This is a genomic window from Pelobacter propionicus DSM 2379 (assembly GCF_000015045.1).
Lineage (GTDB): Bacteria > Desulfobacterota > Desulfuromonadia > Geobacterales > Pseudopelobacteraceae > Pseudopelobacter > Pseudopelobacter propionicus.
In genome coordinates this window covers 1846668-1861878 of sequence record NC_008609.1, presented here as the reverse complement: position 1 = coordinate 1861878, position 15211 = coordinate 1846668, and the positions used below count along the sequence as shown (strand labels likewise).

The window sequence follows — 15211 nt, the reverse complement described above, 5'->3', positions numbered from 1 at the left end:
GCGCCGGCGACGGTCACATCGCCCATTCACGTTCCTGATTGATCAGGTCGTCCAGGTCCGCGACCCGTTCCACATCCAGCAGACCGATGGCGAGGCCATCCAGATGGGCGATGCCGCTGACGAACTCCGGCCCTCTCTTGCCCGGCGGGAAGCAGGGGGGCTGGATGTTTCGCCTGGCCACGCTAACGACCTGGCCGACCTGTTCCACCTGCAACCCCACCAGTCCGCGGGAACACCTGACCACCACAACCCGCTCACTGCCAGCACCGTGGGACGGCTCCATTCCCAGGCGTTGGGCCATGCCGACAACGGGAACCATGGAGCCGCGCAGGGAGATCACCCCCAGGACATGGGCCGGAGTCCAGGGAATCTCGGTTACCCGTCGCGGCTTGATGACCTCCCTGATGGCCATAATGTCGATGCCGTAGCACTCCCGGCAGATGTCGACACGGAGCATTTCCAGCTGTTCGGACGTCGCCCTTAGACGGTCATCCGGCGTTGTTCCGGGTCCTCCCTGGCATCCCGCGGCACGGCGGCCCGCCAGGACAAGCTCCAGCGGCGCGTAAGATGGGCCGTGCCCGGGCGGACTCATGGCTGCGCGGTCATCCGTTCCTGAATGGTTCATGGCGCGTCACATCCCGTTTTTGGCTGACGCGGCGATCATGGCTGCCGGGTCCAGCACAAGAATGGTGCCCATCTCCCCCAGGTCGGTGGCCCCGGAGATCCCCTTGAGCCCCCTGAACGGATCGCCCAGGGATTTGATCACAATATCCTCCTGCCCCAGCAGATCATCAACCACCACGCCCATGCGCATCTCCGCCATTCCCGCCACGACAACGTAGAATTCGTCCGGCCACCCCTGCGGACGTTCAAGGCCCAAGAAGCGCTCCAGCCTGAGCAGCGGCAGGGTTGCGCCGCGCACCTGGATGGCCTCGCCCTCCCCGTTCTCCCGGATGTCGCCGGCGGTCACCAGCAGTGATTCGTGCAGCGCCGTGATCGGCAGGGCATAGTTTCTGCCAGCGCAGGAGACGATCAGCGCCCTGATCATGGCCAGGGTAATGGGAAGCGTGATCCTGAAGCGGGTGCCCTTGCCCCTGACGGTTTCCACATCGATCATGCCGGAGATGGCGGCGATGTTGTTTCTGACCACGTCCATCCCCACTCCGCGCCCTGAAACGTCGCTGACCTGGTCGCTGGTGGAGAACCCGGGCTGGAATATGAGTTCCAGAGCCTCCCCGTCGGAGAGCCCTGTCCCATGGGGCACAAGCCCGTTGCGCCCGGCAATGGCCCTGATCTTCTCCAGATCGATGCCGCCTCCGTCATCCTCCACCTCGATGATCACATGGTTCCCCTTCTGGCGGGCGGAAACGCTGATCACCCCACTCTGCCGCTTGCCGAGGGCAGCCCGACTCGCAGGAGTCTCGATACCGTGATCAACGGCATTTCTGACGATGTGCATCATCGGATCGGAGATCTCTTCGATGATCAGCTTGTCCAGTTCCGTCTCGCCGCCGAAGAATCTGGGCTCCACCAGTTTGCCCTGCTGGCGGGCAACGGTGCGCACAATCAGGGAGATTCTCTCGTACAGCTGCCCCACCGGGATCATGCGGATCTCCGCCACCCCCTTGCGCAGGGAGGCCAGTCTCCGCTCCAACTGGCGCGATGCCTTGACCAGATCCATTGCCACTGGCGAGAACTCCCGGTGGCGCATGCGCAGGGCGATATCGCTGATGGTTGTCTGGGCCAGGGACAGCTCGCCGACGATGTGCATCAATTCGTCCAGCTTGGCGATATCCACACGAACCGTTCGACTTACGCTCTTGGCGGAAAGCGCCTCGTCCCGGGCCGTGGGGAGCGCCAATTCCGCAAGCCCTGGCTGGGTCGGGACGCCCTCCGTCGGCGCGGAGGGAGGCACCGCCTCTTCCTCTGCAGCCGGAGGGAAGGAACAGGAAGGGGGCAGGCTCACAACGGAGACGATCCCGCCCGCCAGGGGTTGCCGCAGCTCTTCCTCATCTTCGGCCGACCCGAAGAGGATGTCGAAGCCTATCTCCCTATCCGGGTCGTCACCGGCGCCGGGCAGGGTGCTGATGATCTCGCCATGGCGCTTCAGGGCATCGGAGAGCCGGGTCAGCTGGTCGTCGAAGCTGGCCAGATCGTAGGACGCATGGATGGAGTAGAGCTTCCTCCCCTTCTCCAGGTTCTCGCGCAGGCGGTGCTGTTCGTACTCGGTCAGAGAGGAGAGCCGTTCATCGGGCAGGCCGAGTCGATCCAAAGGGGGGCTCTGTTCCGGTTCCGTGGAAGATGAAAGGGTTGCATCGATCCTGGCGCCGCAGGCGGCGATCTCATCGCCATGGGCCGTTTGCCCGCTTTCGGACACATCCCGCAAAAGCGACTTGAGAAGCGCCTGCGCCTCGAACAAAAGCCACATGACCGGTTTTTCCAGCTCAAGTCTTCCCAGGCGCAGCCGGTCCAGCAGGCTCTCCATCTGGTGGGACAGTTCGCAGATGGCGCTGAAACCGAACAGCCCGGCCAGCCCCTTCAGGGAGTGGGCAGCGCGGAAGATGGCGTTGAGCAGATCGGGGTCCTCGCCCTTCCCTCCCACCGTATCGGCCAGGTCGGCCAGGTCGGCGGCTAGATGGTCGACAATCTCCTCTGCCTCTGCCAGGAACTCCTGGGGGAGGTCGTGCAACGCTTCACCGCGATCGATCGTCATGCGCGTCAGCAATGAAATCCGGGGCAAGGGGAGGACAAGGAACGGCCAGACAAAAAAGCGGGGGGAGCGAACCGGTTATCACGCGCGACCCCGCGACGGCTGTAATCCCCGTTCCATGGCGCTGCCGGCCAGGGCCAGGAACATGGCCAGGGTTTCAGTCCCGCTGAGCGGCCCGCCATCGGGCAGGTTATCGCCGTACAGAAAACCGATCAGGCCGGAGCTGCCCATGATCGGTCCGATGAACACTTCCGCCGGCGTGTCGCCCCCCAGTTGTTTGAGGATCTGGCAGTCCAGCGGAGTCATGGCCGGCGTGAATATGCCGGAGCGCCCGCTTTTTCCCGCTTCCCGGAACATGGAGTCCCATCCCAGGGGGAAGTTGATGGCCCGCACCCGCTCGTCCCCCGTGATCGCGCCTTCGCAGATACCGAACTGCCCCACACCGGAAACAATCATGTCATGCACGGCGAATACCACGGCACGGTTCACGAATTCCGCCGCGAAACGCAGCAGTAGGAGCGCTACGCCCCCCTGGGTATCGGCGTTCTTCAGCTCCTCCAGCATCCCCCCCAACAGCGCATCAGCCCCGCTCGCGGCTTCACCGCTGGACGGGGCTGGGGCTGCGTCATCTTCCATCTCCAGGCGCAGTTCATCCCCCAGGTTAACGTTTTTCCGCTCCCGGGACGCTTCCGCTTCACCGTTCATGCGGTTGATCTCAAAAAGCAGCAGATCGATGAATTCACCCAGCACCTCCGGCCTGGTGATCTCCGAGCGCCGCGGCTTGATGAGTAGAGGACAGCCACGCTCAAGGGCGTGGGCCTCGGCTTCACCGTAGCGGTAGTCGCTGATCAGGATCAGGGGGAGATCGCCGAAATTCCCCTGCAGCTGTTCCATCAGCTCGATCCCCCCCAGGACTCCGGTTCCATCCATCCTGGGCATGATCAGGTCGATCAGGACCGTGGGACGATTGCCCCTACGTAGCAGGCTCTCCACCGTGATCAGCGTATCCTCGCTGTGCTCCAAGGGAAAAACCTCATACCCAGCTTCCCGCAACCCGGCGGTTACGGCCTGCAGCGTGGGCGCGTCGTCATCAACCACCACCAGCGGGTTGCGCGGTTCCGCCACCACGCGGCCGTCCGGGCGCTCAAAAACCGCCTCTCCGTCATCGACCCGGCGCCTCTCTTCCTGCGCCCCCTCCATGGCCAGCAATTGCGGATTCAGCCCCTGCTTGAGCATGAACTGCAGCGGGTCCATCCTGGTGTCATAGACCGTTTCCACCAGGTCCTGAACCTGAAAATCGAAAGAGCCGCTGGTCAGATCGAACAGGGAGAGCACCACCTTCTCCACCTGCCGAGCCACAACCTCTTCGATCACCTCCGGGTTGATGTTGAAATGTTTGACGAGGATGGCGCCGAGGCGTTCCAGAAAGCCCTCGGACTGCTGCAGGGCCAGGGCTTTGCGGAGGACGATGGGATCAATGACGGCGCTTGTGGTGAGCAGTTCCCCCAAACTCTGGGGGAACTGGCTGGAGGAGGCACGGACGACCTGGCCATGGCTGAATACGATAACCGCCTCGCACCCCGTGCTTCGCAGGGAAAGGGTTCCCGATTTCCTGCTGAGGCCGATGATCTGCAGTATCTCGCCAAGATCGAGCTCTTCCAGGTTTCCGACAAGACTCATGCCCCGCTGCCCCGTTTCACGTGTGATTGAGAAGATAAATGCCGAAAATATATCCCATCGAATCGGGCAAGTAAAGTCTTATGAATCCTTAACAGGCCTGCGTGAGGGGCTGTTTTTCTCCCTCCCCCTGAAAATGATCCTCAAGGGGGTGCCGTTGAAACCGAAGGCCTCTCTGAACTGGTTGATCAGGTAGCGCTCGTAGGAGAAGTGGATGCTGTCAGGCTGATTGGTGAAGACGACGAAGCAGGGAGGGCGGGTGGTTACCTGGGTGGCGAAATAGAACTTTACCCGCCGGCCATGGGCCAGCGGCGCATGGTGGGAACTGGTGGCTTCGGAGAAGACGCGGTTCAGGTCGGAGGTGGTCACCCTGCGGCTGAACTGCTCCATGACCTCGTCCACCGATTCCATGACCTTGGCGGTGCGCTGGCCGGTCATGGCCGAAACAAAGACGATGGGCGCATAGGCCAGGTACTTAAAACCGGTCCTGACCTTGTCCACGTACAGGCCGAAGGTGCTGTTGTCCTTTTCGATGGCGTCCCACTTGTTGAGCACGAACACACACGCCCTGCCCGCCTCGTGCACGTATCCGGCGATGCGCTCGTCCTGCTCCGTCACCCCCTGGGTGGCGTCCAGCACCACCAGCACCACATCGGCCCGCTCGATGCTGCGCAGGGCATCCACCACGCTGTACTTCTCCAGTTTCTCGGTGGTCTTCCCCTTGCGGCGGATGCCGGCGGTGTCGATCAGCAGGTACGGCTTCTTGTTGCACATGAACAGCGTGTCGACGGAATCGCGGGTCGTGCCGGCAGTGGGATTGGCCACCACCCGCTCGAACCCCAACAGGCGGTTGACCAGGGATGATTTGCCCACGTTGGGGCGCCCGACCACCGCGATGCGGGTGATCTCTTCGCCGGATTCGGGGCCGCTGTCCAGGGGCAGCAGTTCCAGCAGGTCATCCATCAGGTCGTACACGCCGCGGTTGTGCTCAGCAGAGATGGTGTACAGGTTCTCCACCCCCAGGGAGTAGAACTCGGCGGAATCGTTCTCCAGCTTCTCGCCATCCACCTTGTTGACCACGTACATGACCGGCTTCTTGACGCGGCGCAGCATGTTAGCCACCTCCACGTCGGCCGGCGTCAGGCCGCTGCGGGCGTCCATCATGAAGATGATCACGTCGGCCTCTTCCATGGCCAGGCTGGACTGCTCGCGCATCTGCTGCAGCAGCCGGTCTTCGGTAACCGGCTCGAACCCGCCGGTGTCGATCAGGATGAACGGCTTCTCGAAGCGATTGATCAGGGCGTAGTTGCGGTCACGGGTGACGCCGGGGGTATCGTCCACAATGGCGCGGCGATGGCCCAAGAGACGGTTGAACAGGGTTGATTTGCCCACATTGGGACGGCCCACCAGGGCGACGAGAGGTTTCATGTGTTTCCTTCCAGGGGTTGAACTCTTAAATGGCCGCCGATCTCAAGCAGTTCCCTACTCGTAGCCGAACTCTCTCAGTTTCGAGGTGCGCTCGCTCCAGTTCTCCTCGATCTTGACGAACAGTTCCAGAAAAACGCGCGTTCCCAGCAGTCGCTCGATATCGTGGCGGGCCTGGCTGCCGATCTTCTTCAGCATCTCCCCCTTCTTGCCGATGATGATCCCCTTCTGGTTGGGGCGTTCCAGGCAGATGGCGGCGGAGATGGCCACCACGCCATTGGGGCGCTCGGTGAAGCTCTCCACCGTGACAGCCGTGGAATAGGGGATCTCATCGCGGGTCAGGCGGAAGATCTTCTCGCGGATCATCTCGGCCACGATGAACCTCTCCGGCAGATCGGTGAGGATGTCGTCGGGGAACAGGGGCTGTCCCTCGGGGAGGTAGCCGCAGACCGTCTCGATCAGCCCATCCACCCCCTCGCCGCTTCCGGCCGAGATCGGCAGGATCTCCCGGAAGGGGTACAGTTGCGACCAGGCCGCCATTCTCTCCAGCAGAACCCGCTTGTCAGCCAAAAGGTCGACCTTGTTGAGCACCAGCATGACCGGCGTGCCTGTGCCGCCCAGGACGTCGCGCACCAGCCGGTCGTCAATCGCGCCCCCCGCATCCACCACCAAAAGCAGCAGGTCCACCCCCCGCAGTGCTGCCAGGGCGGCGTCCACCATCCCCTTGTTCAGGCGCGAATGGCAGGCATGAATGCCGGGGGTATCGATGAAGACGATCTGGCCGTTGGCGATGTTGTGAATCCCCTGGATGCGGTTGCGGGTGGTCTGCGGCTTGTCCGAGGTGATGGCGATCTTCTCGCCGATGATGCGGTTGAGCAACGTGGACTTGCCCACGTTGGGACGACCGACGATGGAGACATAGCCGAATCTGTTGACGTTGTTTTTCATATGGTTGAATGCTGTTCCTTTATGTCTAGCTTCTTGGCGCGGGTATCTTTCAGGGTCACGCTACGGTTGAAGACCAGTCTGCCTGGCCGGGAGTCCCCGGAGTCGGTGCGGAAGTAGCCCAGGCGCTCGAACTGCACCTGGGTGTCGCTGCCGGCAGTGGCCAGGCTCGCCTCCAGCTTGCAGTTGGTCAGAATTTCCACCGAATCGGGATTGAGGAACTGCTTGTAGTCCACCCCTCCCCTGTCCGGATTGGCGTCGTTGAACAGGTAGTCGAACAGCCGCACCTCGGCAGCAACGGCATGGGGGGCCGACACCCAGTGGATGGTCCCCTTGATCTTGCGGCCGTCAGCGGCGGTCCCCCCCCGCGAGGCCGGGTCGTACTGGCAGTGCACCTCGGTGACGACGCCGTTGTCGTCGCTGACAACGCCGGTGCAGCGCACGATATAGGCGTAACGCAGGCGCACCTCCTTGCCCGGGGCCATGCGGAAGAACCCCTTAGACGGTTCCTGCATGAAGTCGTCCTGTTCGATGAACAGTTCGCGGGAAAAGGAGACCGTGCGGCTGCCCATCTCCGGCTTTTGGGGATGGTTGGCAGCCTCGAACTCCTCCACCTGCCCCTCGGGATAGTTGTCGATGACCACCTTGAGGGGCTTCAGCACTCCCATGACCCGCGGCGCCCGTTCGTTCAGGTCCTCGCGCAGACACTCCTCCAGCACCGACATGTCGATCCAGGAGTCCCCGCGGCCGACGCCGATGCGCTCGCAGAAGGCGCGGATGGAGGCGGGGGTGTAGCCGCGCCGGCGCAGCCCCATCAGGGTCGGCAGGCGGGGGTCGTCCCATCCACCCACGATGCGCTGGGTGACCAGCTCGTTCAGCTTGCGCTTGCTCATCACCGTGTAGGTCAGATTGAGGCGGGCGAATTCGTACTGCCGCGGCCGGGCCGGCACCGGCAGGTTGTCCAGGAACCACTCGTAGAGCGGCTTGTGGTCCTCGAACTCCAGGGTGCAGATGGAGTGGGTGATCCCCTCGATGGCGTCGGACTGGCCATGGGCAAAGTCGTACATGGGGTAGATGCGCCAGCTGTCCCCCACGTGCGGGTGGGGGGCGTGGATGATGCGGTACAGCACCGGGTCGCGCAGGTTCAGGTTGGGGGAGGACATATCGATCCTGGCTCGCAGGACCCTGCTCCCCTCGGGGAAATCGCCCCTCTTCATGGCGCGGAACAGGGTCAGGTTCTCCTCAACGGAGCGATTGCGGAAGGGACTCTCCTTTCCCGGTTCGGTCAGGGTGCCGCGGTGAGCGCGGATCTCCTCGGCGCTCAGGTCCTCAACATAGGCCTTGCCCTGTTGGATCAGGTACTCGGCCCAGTCGTAGAGCTGCTGGAAATAGTCGGAAGCATAGTACAGGTGTTCTCCCCAGTCGAAACCGAGCCAGCGCACGCTCTCCTTGATGGATTCGATGTACTCCCTATCCTCCTTGGCCGGATTGGTGTCATCGAAGCGCAGGTGGCAGCGGCCGCCGAAGTCCCGGGCCAGGCCGAAGTTGAGGCAGATGGACTTGGCATGGCCGATGTGCAGATATCCGTTGGGCTCGGGCGGGAAACGGGTCACGATTGAGCCGTGCTTGCCGCTTTTCAGGTCGTCATCGATGATCGTACGGAGGAAGTTGGATGGAGCTACGCTTTCTGTTGACATGGTTTCCCTCTGAAGATTTCAAGTTGGTCACCCCGGGAGCAGTTCCCCCAGGAGCGAATTCTGGAACACCTGGATGATTCGCAGATCGACGAAGGTACCGATCAGGCTCCTGTCGCCGCTGAAGTTGACGGTGCGGCCGTTGTCGGCCTTGCCGGAGATCTGGCCGGGGCGTTTTCCCTCCCTCTCCACCAGCACGGTCTGGCGCGTACCGAGCAGTACATCGTTGATCTCCATGGTGGTGCGCTTCTGGAGCGCCTGCAACCGCTCCAGGCGACTCTGCTTTTCCCCGCGGGACAGGTCGTCGGCCAACTCCGCGGCCCTGGTACCGGGGCGCGGCGAATAGGCGAAGGAAAACAGGTCGATGTACCGTACCTCCTCCATCAGGGAGAGGGTCTCCTGGAACTCCTCCTCGGTTTCGCCCGGAAAACCGACGATCATGTCGCCGGTGAAGACGATGTCGGGACGGACCGCCCGCAGTGCCCGGACCTTCTCCAGGTACTCTTCACGGGTATAGCCCCGTCCCATGCGTGCAAGCACGTTGTCGCTTCCCGACTGGGCCGGCAGGTGGAGCTGGCTGCACAGGGCCGGCAGATCACCGAAACAGGCGATCAGCTCGGGGGACATGTCCTTGGGATGGGAGGTGAAGAAGCGGATGCGCCTGATGCCGTCCACGGCGGCGACCAGCCTGATGAGCTCAGCGAAGCTTGGCTCCGCGCTGCTCTTCAGGCCGTAGGAGTTGACATTCTGTCCCAGGAGCGCCACCTCCCGTACCCCCTGATCAGCCAGTTGCCGAACCTCACGGAGGATATCCCCGGAGCGGCGGCTGACCTCCGGTCCCCGCACGTAGGGCACGATACAGTAGGAGCAGTAGTTTTCGCACCCCTGCATGACGGTCACGAAGCTGCTGATCCGAGCCGTCCCCCTGATGGGGGGAAAGAGGTCCAGGCGCTGGTCGTTGTCGATAAAGGAGGTCTCGCTCTTCCGCTCGCCCCGCTCGGCAGCCAGCACCATGTCGTTCAGCAGGTGCAGGTTGTGGGTGCCGAAGACCAGATCCAGCTTGGGGATGCGCTCCAGGAGTGCCTCGCCCTCCTGCTGGGCCACGCAGCCGCCGACGCCGATGATCAGGCGACTGTTGTGCCGCTTGAGTACCACCAGGTTTTCCAGGCGACGGTAGACTTTTTCCTCGGCCCCTGCACGCACGCTGCAGGTATTGAGCAGGATCAAGCGGGCACGGGCCGGCTCCTGGGTCGGCACATAGCCTATATCGGCCAGCATGGTCAGGATTCGCTCGGAATCGTTCACATTCATCTGGCAGCCAAAAGTTTCGATGTATACGTAGTTCTGAGTCATGGCGAACGAATATATATACGCGAACGAAACGCTCCAAGTCAATCAATGGATTGACCCAGCCCTATCCCGGAAGCCGTTTCAAACTGTCCATTTCATCCCGGCTCTGCTATGGTAGCGGAGCGCACAGATAAACACTGACGCATAATGGCTTTGACGGAGAACCGCATTCCCATGAACATCGACTGGAAACACATCGACACCGTCCTGCTGGACATGGACGGGACACTGCTGGACCGTCATTTTGACGACCACTTCTGGCTGGAGCACGTCCCCCGGCGCTGGGCCGAGCGGAACAAAACCTCGCTGGAGCAGGCTAAGAAGCATCTTTATGCCCTGTTCAACTCCCAGGAGAACACCCTCAACTGGACCGACCTGGACTACTGGTCGAGCCACCTGCGCCTGGATATACCGCTGCTCAAGAAGGAGGTCGAGCACCTGATCGCCGTGCACCCCTACGTGGTGGAGTTCCTGCTCTTTCTGCGCCAGCACGGAAAGCACGCCTGGCTGGTCACCAACGCCCACTCCAAGACCCTCGACCTGAAGATGAAAAAGACCATGCTAGGACCCTATTTCAGCGGCATTGTCTCCGCCCACCAGGTGGGGCTCCCCAAAGAGGACGACCGTTTCTGGGGCGAACTGCGGCGCTTCATCCCCTATGATCCCAGGAGGACCCTGCTGGGGGAGGACAGCGAGACCAATCTGGGCACCGCCGCGCGCTTCGGCATCAGATACCTGGTGTACATCAGCCGCTTCAGTTCCCGGCTCCAGCCAGAGCCGTCGTCAACCTACCAGTCGATCCACTACTTCAGCCAGCTGATCCCCGGTTTCGGCGAGGCGGGCTGAAACACGGTTACTCGTCATCCGGAGCGAACGGAGGCTACCTCCACCTCCCGAACCCAGACACTACAAGAGCCGGATGGCGACATGTCTCAATTGCCATCCGGCTCTCTTCCATCCCGCGGCAGTCACACGGTCGCTGACCTACATCCTGCGCAGTCTGGCGCGGAATTTTTCCAGTGCCGAAGCCCCCTCCTCGATCAACCGGATCAGCTCCTTGCGGGTGCCGCCGGCGAGGTCCTTGCCCCTGTCCAGCAGGTCATCGGTCTTCTCCCCCACCGTTTCCACCAGATCGGAGATGCTCACCGCGATATCCTCCATCTTCTCGTCGGCCCGCGTCTTAACCTTCTGGGCACAGCGGGAGATATCGCGCCTGGTCCTGCGTCCGGACTGGGGCGCCATCAGCAGGGCCGCACCCGCACCGATGATCCCGCCCGCCACCAGCAGCAATGCCCCAGCCGCAACTCGTCTGCTTTTCCGTTCCTCTTCCATATCAGCCTCCTTTTTATGCTGTTTTGTTCCAGTATTCCAGTATGCAGATTGGGCGACCACACCGGGTCGCCCCTACGATTGGTACCGACTCGATTACAATGCAGTAGTAACGCCATGCTTAGGCATTTCACCCCCTACCGATCAGGAAGAGAACCTGCGGGCCAGGTCCTGATCAATGACGTAGACGCAGACCTCCTTGGCGCTCTGCTTGCTGTAGTGCAGGCGGGATGCGCAGAGATTGTTGATCAGGAAGGTCACGTCATCGCGAATGCGCTTGTCATAGGTCTTGAACGCTTCGGTGTCGAAATCCTTGATGGCCCGACGGAAATTCTCATTGTCCACGAACGGTTCCAGCACCTTCTCCTTCAGGTTGTGCACATAGCGTTCGTGGAGCGCCTGGAACAGCCCCGTCTCACGAGGATCCTTCCCGGAAGCCAGAATCTCCTGGGTCAGGGTGCGGGAGGCGTACTCCTTCTGGGTTTCCCGGCGGAAGGCCAGTCGCGCCTCGTCGGCCATATCCATGCCGATCAGGCGCCCCTCGATGGAGCGCAGGAAATCCTCGCTGATCTCCAGCTTGTCGTTCGTGAAGCTGCACAACGTCACCGCACCCGACTCGAAGTTGAGCGCGAACAGGTAGTTGAGCAAGTCGCGGGAGATCTGCTCGTCGTTGTAGTAGTAGAGCGACTCCTTGACCTCCTGGAGAACACCGTAGTCGTAGTTTTTTACCACCGAATCCAGAAAGTGTTCCGGCAGCATCTCGCTTAAGTCCGTGCGCCACTTGGTAAAGTAGCTGATCAGGCTCTGCATGGAGATCAGCCCGTCCTTGCGGGCATGGGCGGAATAGAATTCGTTGAACAGCTTGATGGAGTCCCGGCCGGAGAAGCCGGTCACCCCTTCCTGTTCCGACTCGTCGATGATCCGGCGCCGTCGCTTTGCGGTCAAGCGCTTGCGATCCTCCTCGGTCAGCCAGGGAGGGATGTGTCCGCAGTAGATCTCCATCTTGAGCAGCAGCAGGTTTTCATCGCAGTAGTTGGCATAGCTGGCAGGATTCTCGATCCATTCCAGCATGGCCGGCGATTTCTTGTTCATGCGGGTGGCGATGATGATGCGGGCGAAGTTGTGCAGCACCCGTGGCAGGAAGCTCTCGTCGATATGCTTGCCGAAGGTGTTGCGGTAGATCTCCACCTCGGTGTGCAGGTCCATGACATAGGGGATGTTGATGAACTCGATGCGGTCGCTGAATGACGGGAACCCTTCGATGGCCTTCTCGTCCTCGGGGTTCATCAGGGCAATGAAGAGCGATTTGACGTTCTCCTCCAGTTCCTCCACTTTGTGAATCCCCTCGCTGATGATGTTGTGCAACTCCAGCAACCGCTCGGAGTTGTGGGATTTCACGTCCATCAGCGCATAGATGCCGTTATTGGTCTTGGCGAAACTGGAGAAATGATACTTGACGGCGTTGCTGTCCCCCAGCAGGACGTCGATCTTGCGCTGCAATTGCTCGTTGGTGATCATGTTCTGCTTCATCGGCCTGTCGCCCGGATTGAAGACCGTTATTCCCTCCCCCAGTCGGCGGTTGAAGCGATAGGGGCGGGCGTGGATCATGCGGTAGATGTCCATGGAGGTGGGCATGCGCTGGATCAGGGCGTTGAAGATGGAGCTGCAGATGGTGCAGGGGGTCTCGCGGAAGACCCACTCGAACTCCTTGTCGGTGAAGAGCTTCCACTTGAACTCGTCGTTCTTGAAGAGCTCGTCGAAGAAGGTGCGCCGGTCCCGTTTGGGAATCAGCAGCAGCGGGTGGTCGTGGGAAGGGCAGGGAATCTCCACGTAATCGCTGCTGTACGCCTCTCCCTTCTTCATCTCCAGCTGATCGGCCTGACCCAGCTCGTATTCGTCCAGCAGGTTGGTGAGACGGTCCACGAACGACGACAGCTGGGTCTCGTTGATCCGCGCCAGCAGGCGCCGGTCCAGTCTCCAGACCACCTCGTAGCGCATTCCCGCCGCACTGTTGGCGTATTCCTCGAATTTCAGCAGCAGGGTGTTGAGGAAGGTGCTCTTGCCGGAACCGGGAGGCCCCTCGAAGATGTAGATCTTGTTCTGGCGCGCGCTGCTCTTCATGGCATCCACATGGTTGATCAGGCGGTTGGCGAAGAGGCGGTCGGCAAAGAAGGGGTGATCCGTATCCTTGACGAACAGGTTGGCGCAATCGTAGTTGACGTAGTTGATCGACTCCGGGTCGTCCGGGTATTCGTCCACCCCCACACCCACATAGCCGTGGATCATGTCATGGAATGTCTGAAAGACATTGCGCACCACTGAAGTGGGGCGCGTGGCCAGGATTCTCAGGAACTCGTCGAAGCCGATGGTCTGGCTCTGCTCTCGTTCGCTGATCTTGCGGTTCAGGTGCCGTAGGGCTTTATCGACGTTTGACATGCTGGTTCACCGGTCAGAGATTCTTTCTGGACAGTACCTTTTCATTCATGGAGTACAGCACCCGTTGCCAGGCCACCACCCTGCCCGAGACTCCCTCCGGGCTGCCGGGGCCCGAAGGTGTGGCGGCCAGTCTGGCATCGCTGGTTTCCAGATGCACCGGCCCACCCCACAGATACTCGATTCCCATCAGGGTATTGGCGATGTACTCATGCACCAGTTGTTTTCCCTCGAAGGCATGCACCAGGTAGAGTGAGCCCTCGACCCCCTTTTCCTGGTCCACGGTGATGACCGGAGGATGGTACAGGGAGTCCAGCAGCATGGCTCGATAGTCGTCCGCCCTGCGACTCTTGACATAGTACTGCCAGACCATGCGCTGCTGGTCCAGGCGCTTCCCGGCCACGAACAGCTTGTAGCGATCCAAGAAATCCTGATCCAGGTAGTTCTTCAGGAACAGGTAATCGCACAGGTTCTCGCGCACGGAGAAGATGTAGTCCCCTCCCGAGGCGGTACCCGCATCGAAATGCCTGCGTCTGTCGGCGTCGGCCAGACGCTGGAAGTCAAAGGAGAAACGTCCCTTGTCGGCCTGCTCCTCGATCTGGCAGAAGAGCCGCATGCCCAGGGCATAGGGATTGATACCCACCCGCGGCATGGAGGTGACGCCGGCGTGAACCCGGGCGAAATCCACCTCATGCCCGCGGATGCGGTCGTCCTTAAGGAAGAGCTGCTCGTGCCAGTAGCTGGCCCACCCCTCGTTCATGATCTTGGTCCTTATCTGGGGCTGGAAAAACACGGATGTCTTGCGCACGATCTCCAGGATCGACCGCATCCAGACGTTCTCGTCCCTGGCGAGGAAGGACGAGTGGTCCAGCAGGTAGCGCAGCAGGTCGCGTCGGACCACCGGCTTGTCCTGGCGCTCCCAGCGACTGAAATGGGCCTCCAGTTCGGGATAGCGCCGCTCGGCCTCCACGAAGAAGCTCTTCTCGCCCAGCTGGGCGTCGTGTTTCAGGCAGTCGTTGTAGCGGCTGACCTCCTTCAAGTAGTCGCTGACCGGGACCTTCTTCACGCTCTGCAGAAAGACGTCAAAGTAGTAGTTCAGTCGGGACGAGCACCCAGCCCCCCGGGGCATGAACAGCTCTGTCAGGCCGCCGTGAAAATCCACCAGGTTGTCGATTCCCCGGGCAAACTCGATCACGTAATCCACCCAGCGCCCCTTCTCGGCGCGCAGCTTGGCGATAACCCGCTTGTCCGAGAGGGCCTGGCCGGTAAAGTCGTAGTCCCAGGTATGGCGGAAGTAGAGGTTATTCTGGAAGAAATCGATGTGGGCCAGGACATGGTAGAAGATCATCACGTTCAGCCAGTCCGGGTTGTTGTCGTTGTAGAAGGATATGGGCGGCCGGGTGTTGATCACCGTTTCGTAGGGGTTGTGGGGGTAGAGTTCGTACTTTCCCTTCTCCCGCAGCACCTCCACGTCGTGCACCCAGTAGTCATACAGGGTCGGGATCATCACCTTGGGTGAGAGTTCCAGCAGATCGCGGTTGGTGACCAAGTACTCCAGACTCTCATCGGTGAAGCTGAGGCCGGCAGAGCGCGCACGCTCCTTGCACCCCTCCATGATCCTCTTGGTATGCTGGTTGATCAGTTCCAT

Annotated in this window: 11 protein-coding genes; 1 reads left to right on the top strand and 10 read right to left on the bottom strand. The window is 61.2% G+C overall.

Translation table 11 applies throughout. The features are described from left to right. Positions 1–13: 13 nt before the first annotated feature. The 7 genes from PPRO_RS08625 to miaB form a co-directional block, all read right to left on the bottom strand. The gene (locus PPRO_RS08625; protein WP_011735619.1) at positions 14–625 is read right to left on the bottom strand and encodes a chemotaxis protein CheW; all 612 of its coding nucleotides are present in this window, start codon (positions 623–625) and stop codon (positions 14–16) included. Positions 626–631: 6 nt separating this feature from the next. Further along, positions 632–2713, bottom strand: coding sequence for a chemotaxis protein CheA (locus PPRO_RS08620; protein WP_011735618.1), 2082 nt, complete (start codon positions 2711–2713; stop codon positions 632–634). Between the two features lie 78 nt (positions 2714–2791). After that, positions 2792–4390 carry a response regulator gene (locus tag PPRO_RS08615; RefSeq protein ID WP_011735617.1) on the bottom strand — a complete coding sequence of 533 codons (1599 nt, stop codon included), beginning with the start codon at positions 4388–4390 and terminating at the stop codon, positions 2792–2794. 78 nt (positions 4391–4468) lie between these two features. After that, entirely contained in the window at positions 4469–5815 is a 1347-nt protein-coding gene (der, locus tag PPRO_RS08610; protein WP_011735616.1) for a ribosome biogenesis GTPase Der, read from the bottom strand. A 54-nt stretch (positions 5816–5869) separates the two neighbouring features. Then, positions 5870–6760, bottom strand: a complete 891-nt coding sequence (gene era / locus PPRO_RS08605) for a GTPase Era (RefSeq protein WP_011735615.1) — start codon at positions 6758–6760, stop codon at positions 5870–5872. Then, entirely contained in the window at positions 6757–8454 is a 1698-nt protein-coding gene (locus PPRO_RS08600; protein WP_011735614.1) for a glutamine--tRNA ligase/YqeY domain fusion protein, read from the bottom strand. The genes era and PPRO_RS08600 overlap by 4 nt, the downstream gene beginning before the upstream one ends. 27 nt (positions 8455–8481) lie before the next feature. Continuing rightward, a complete protein-coding gene (miaB, locus tag PPRO_RS08595) occupies positions 8482–9804 on the bottom strand; it encodes a tRNA (N6-isopentenyl adenosine(37)-C2)-methylthiotransferase MiaB (protein WP_011735613.1) in 1323 nt (440 codons plus the stop codon). 171 nt (positions 9805–9975) lie between these two features. Here miaB and yrfG point away from each other — a divergent pair, with 171 nt between their 5' ends. Continuing rightward, the gene (gene yrfG / locus PPRO_RS08590; protein WP_011735612.1) at positions 9976–10647 is read left to right on the top strand and encodes a GMP/IMP nucleotidase; all 672 of its coding nucleotides are present in this window, start codon (positions 9976–9978) and stop codon (positions 10645–10647) included. Positions 10648–10785: 138 nt separating this feature from the next. Here the strand turns inward: yrfG and PPRO_RS08585 are convergent, their stop codons facing one another. From PPRO_RS08585 to PPRO_RS08575, 3 genes are all read right to left on the bottom strand, one after another. Continuing rightward, positions 10786–11133 (bottom strand): YtxH domain-containing protein, encoded by a 348-nt coding sequence (locus tag PPRO_RS08585; RefSeq protein WP_011735611.1) that lies wholly within the window; start codon positions 11131–11133, stop codon positions 10786–10788. A gap of 141 nt (positions 11134–11274) precedes the next feature. Continuing rightward, positions 11275–13566 (bottom strand): serine protein kinase PrkA, encoded by a 2292-nt coding sequence (locus PPRO_RS08580; RefSeq protein ID WP_011735610.1) that lies wholly within the window; start codon positions 13564–13566, stop codon positions 11275–11277. 13 nt (positions 13567–13579) lie between these two features. Then, the gene (locus PPRO_RS08575; protein ID WP_011735609.1) at positions 13580–15211 is read right to left on the bottom strand and encodes a SpoVR family protein; all 1632 of its coding nucleotides are present in this window, start codon (positions 15209–15211) and stop codon (positions 13580–13582) included.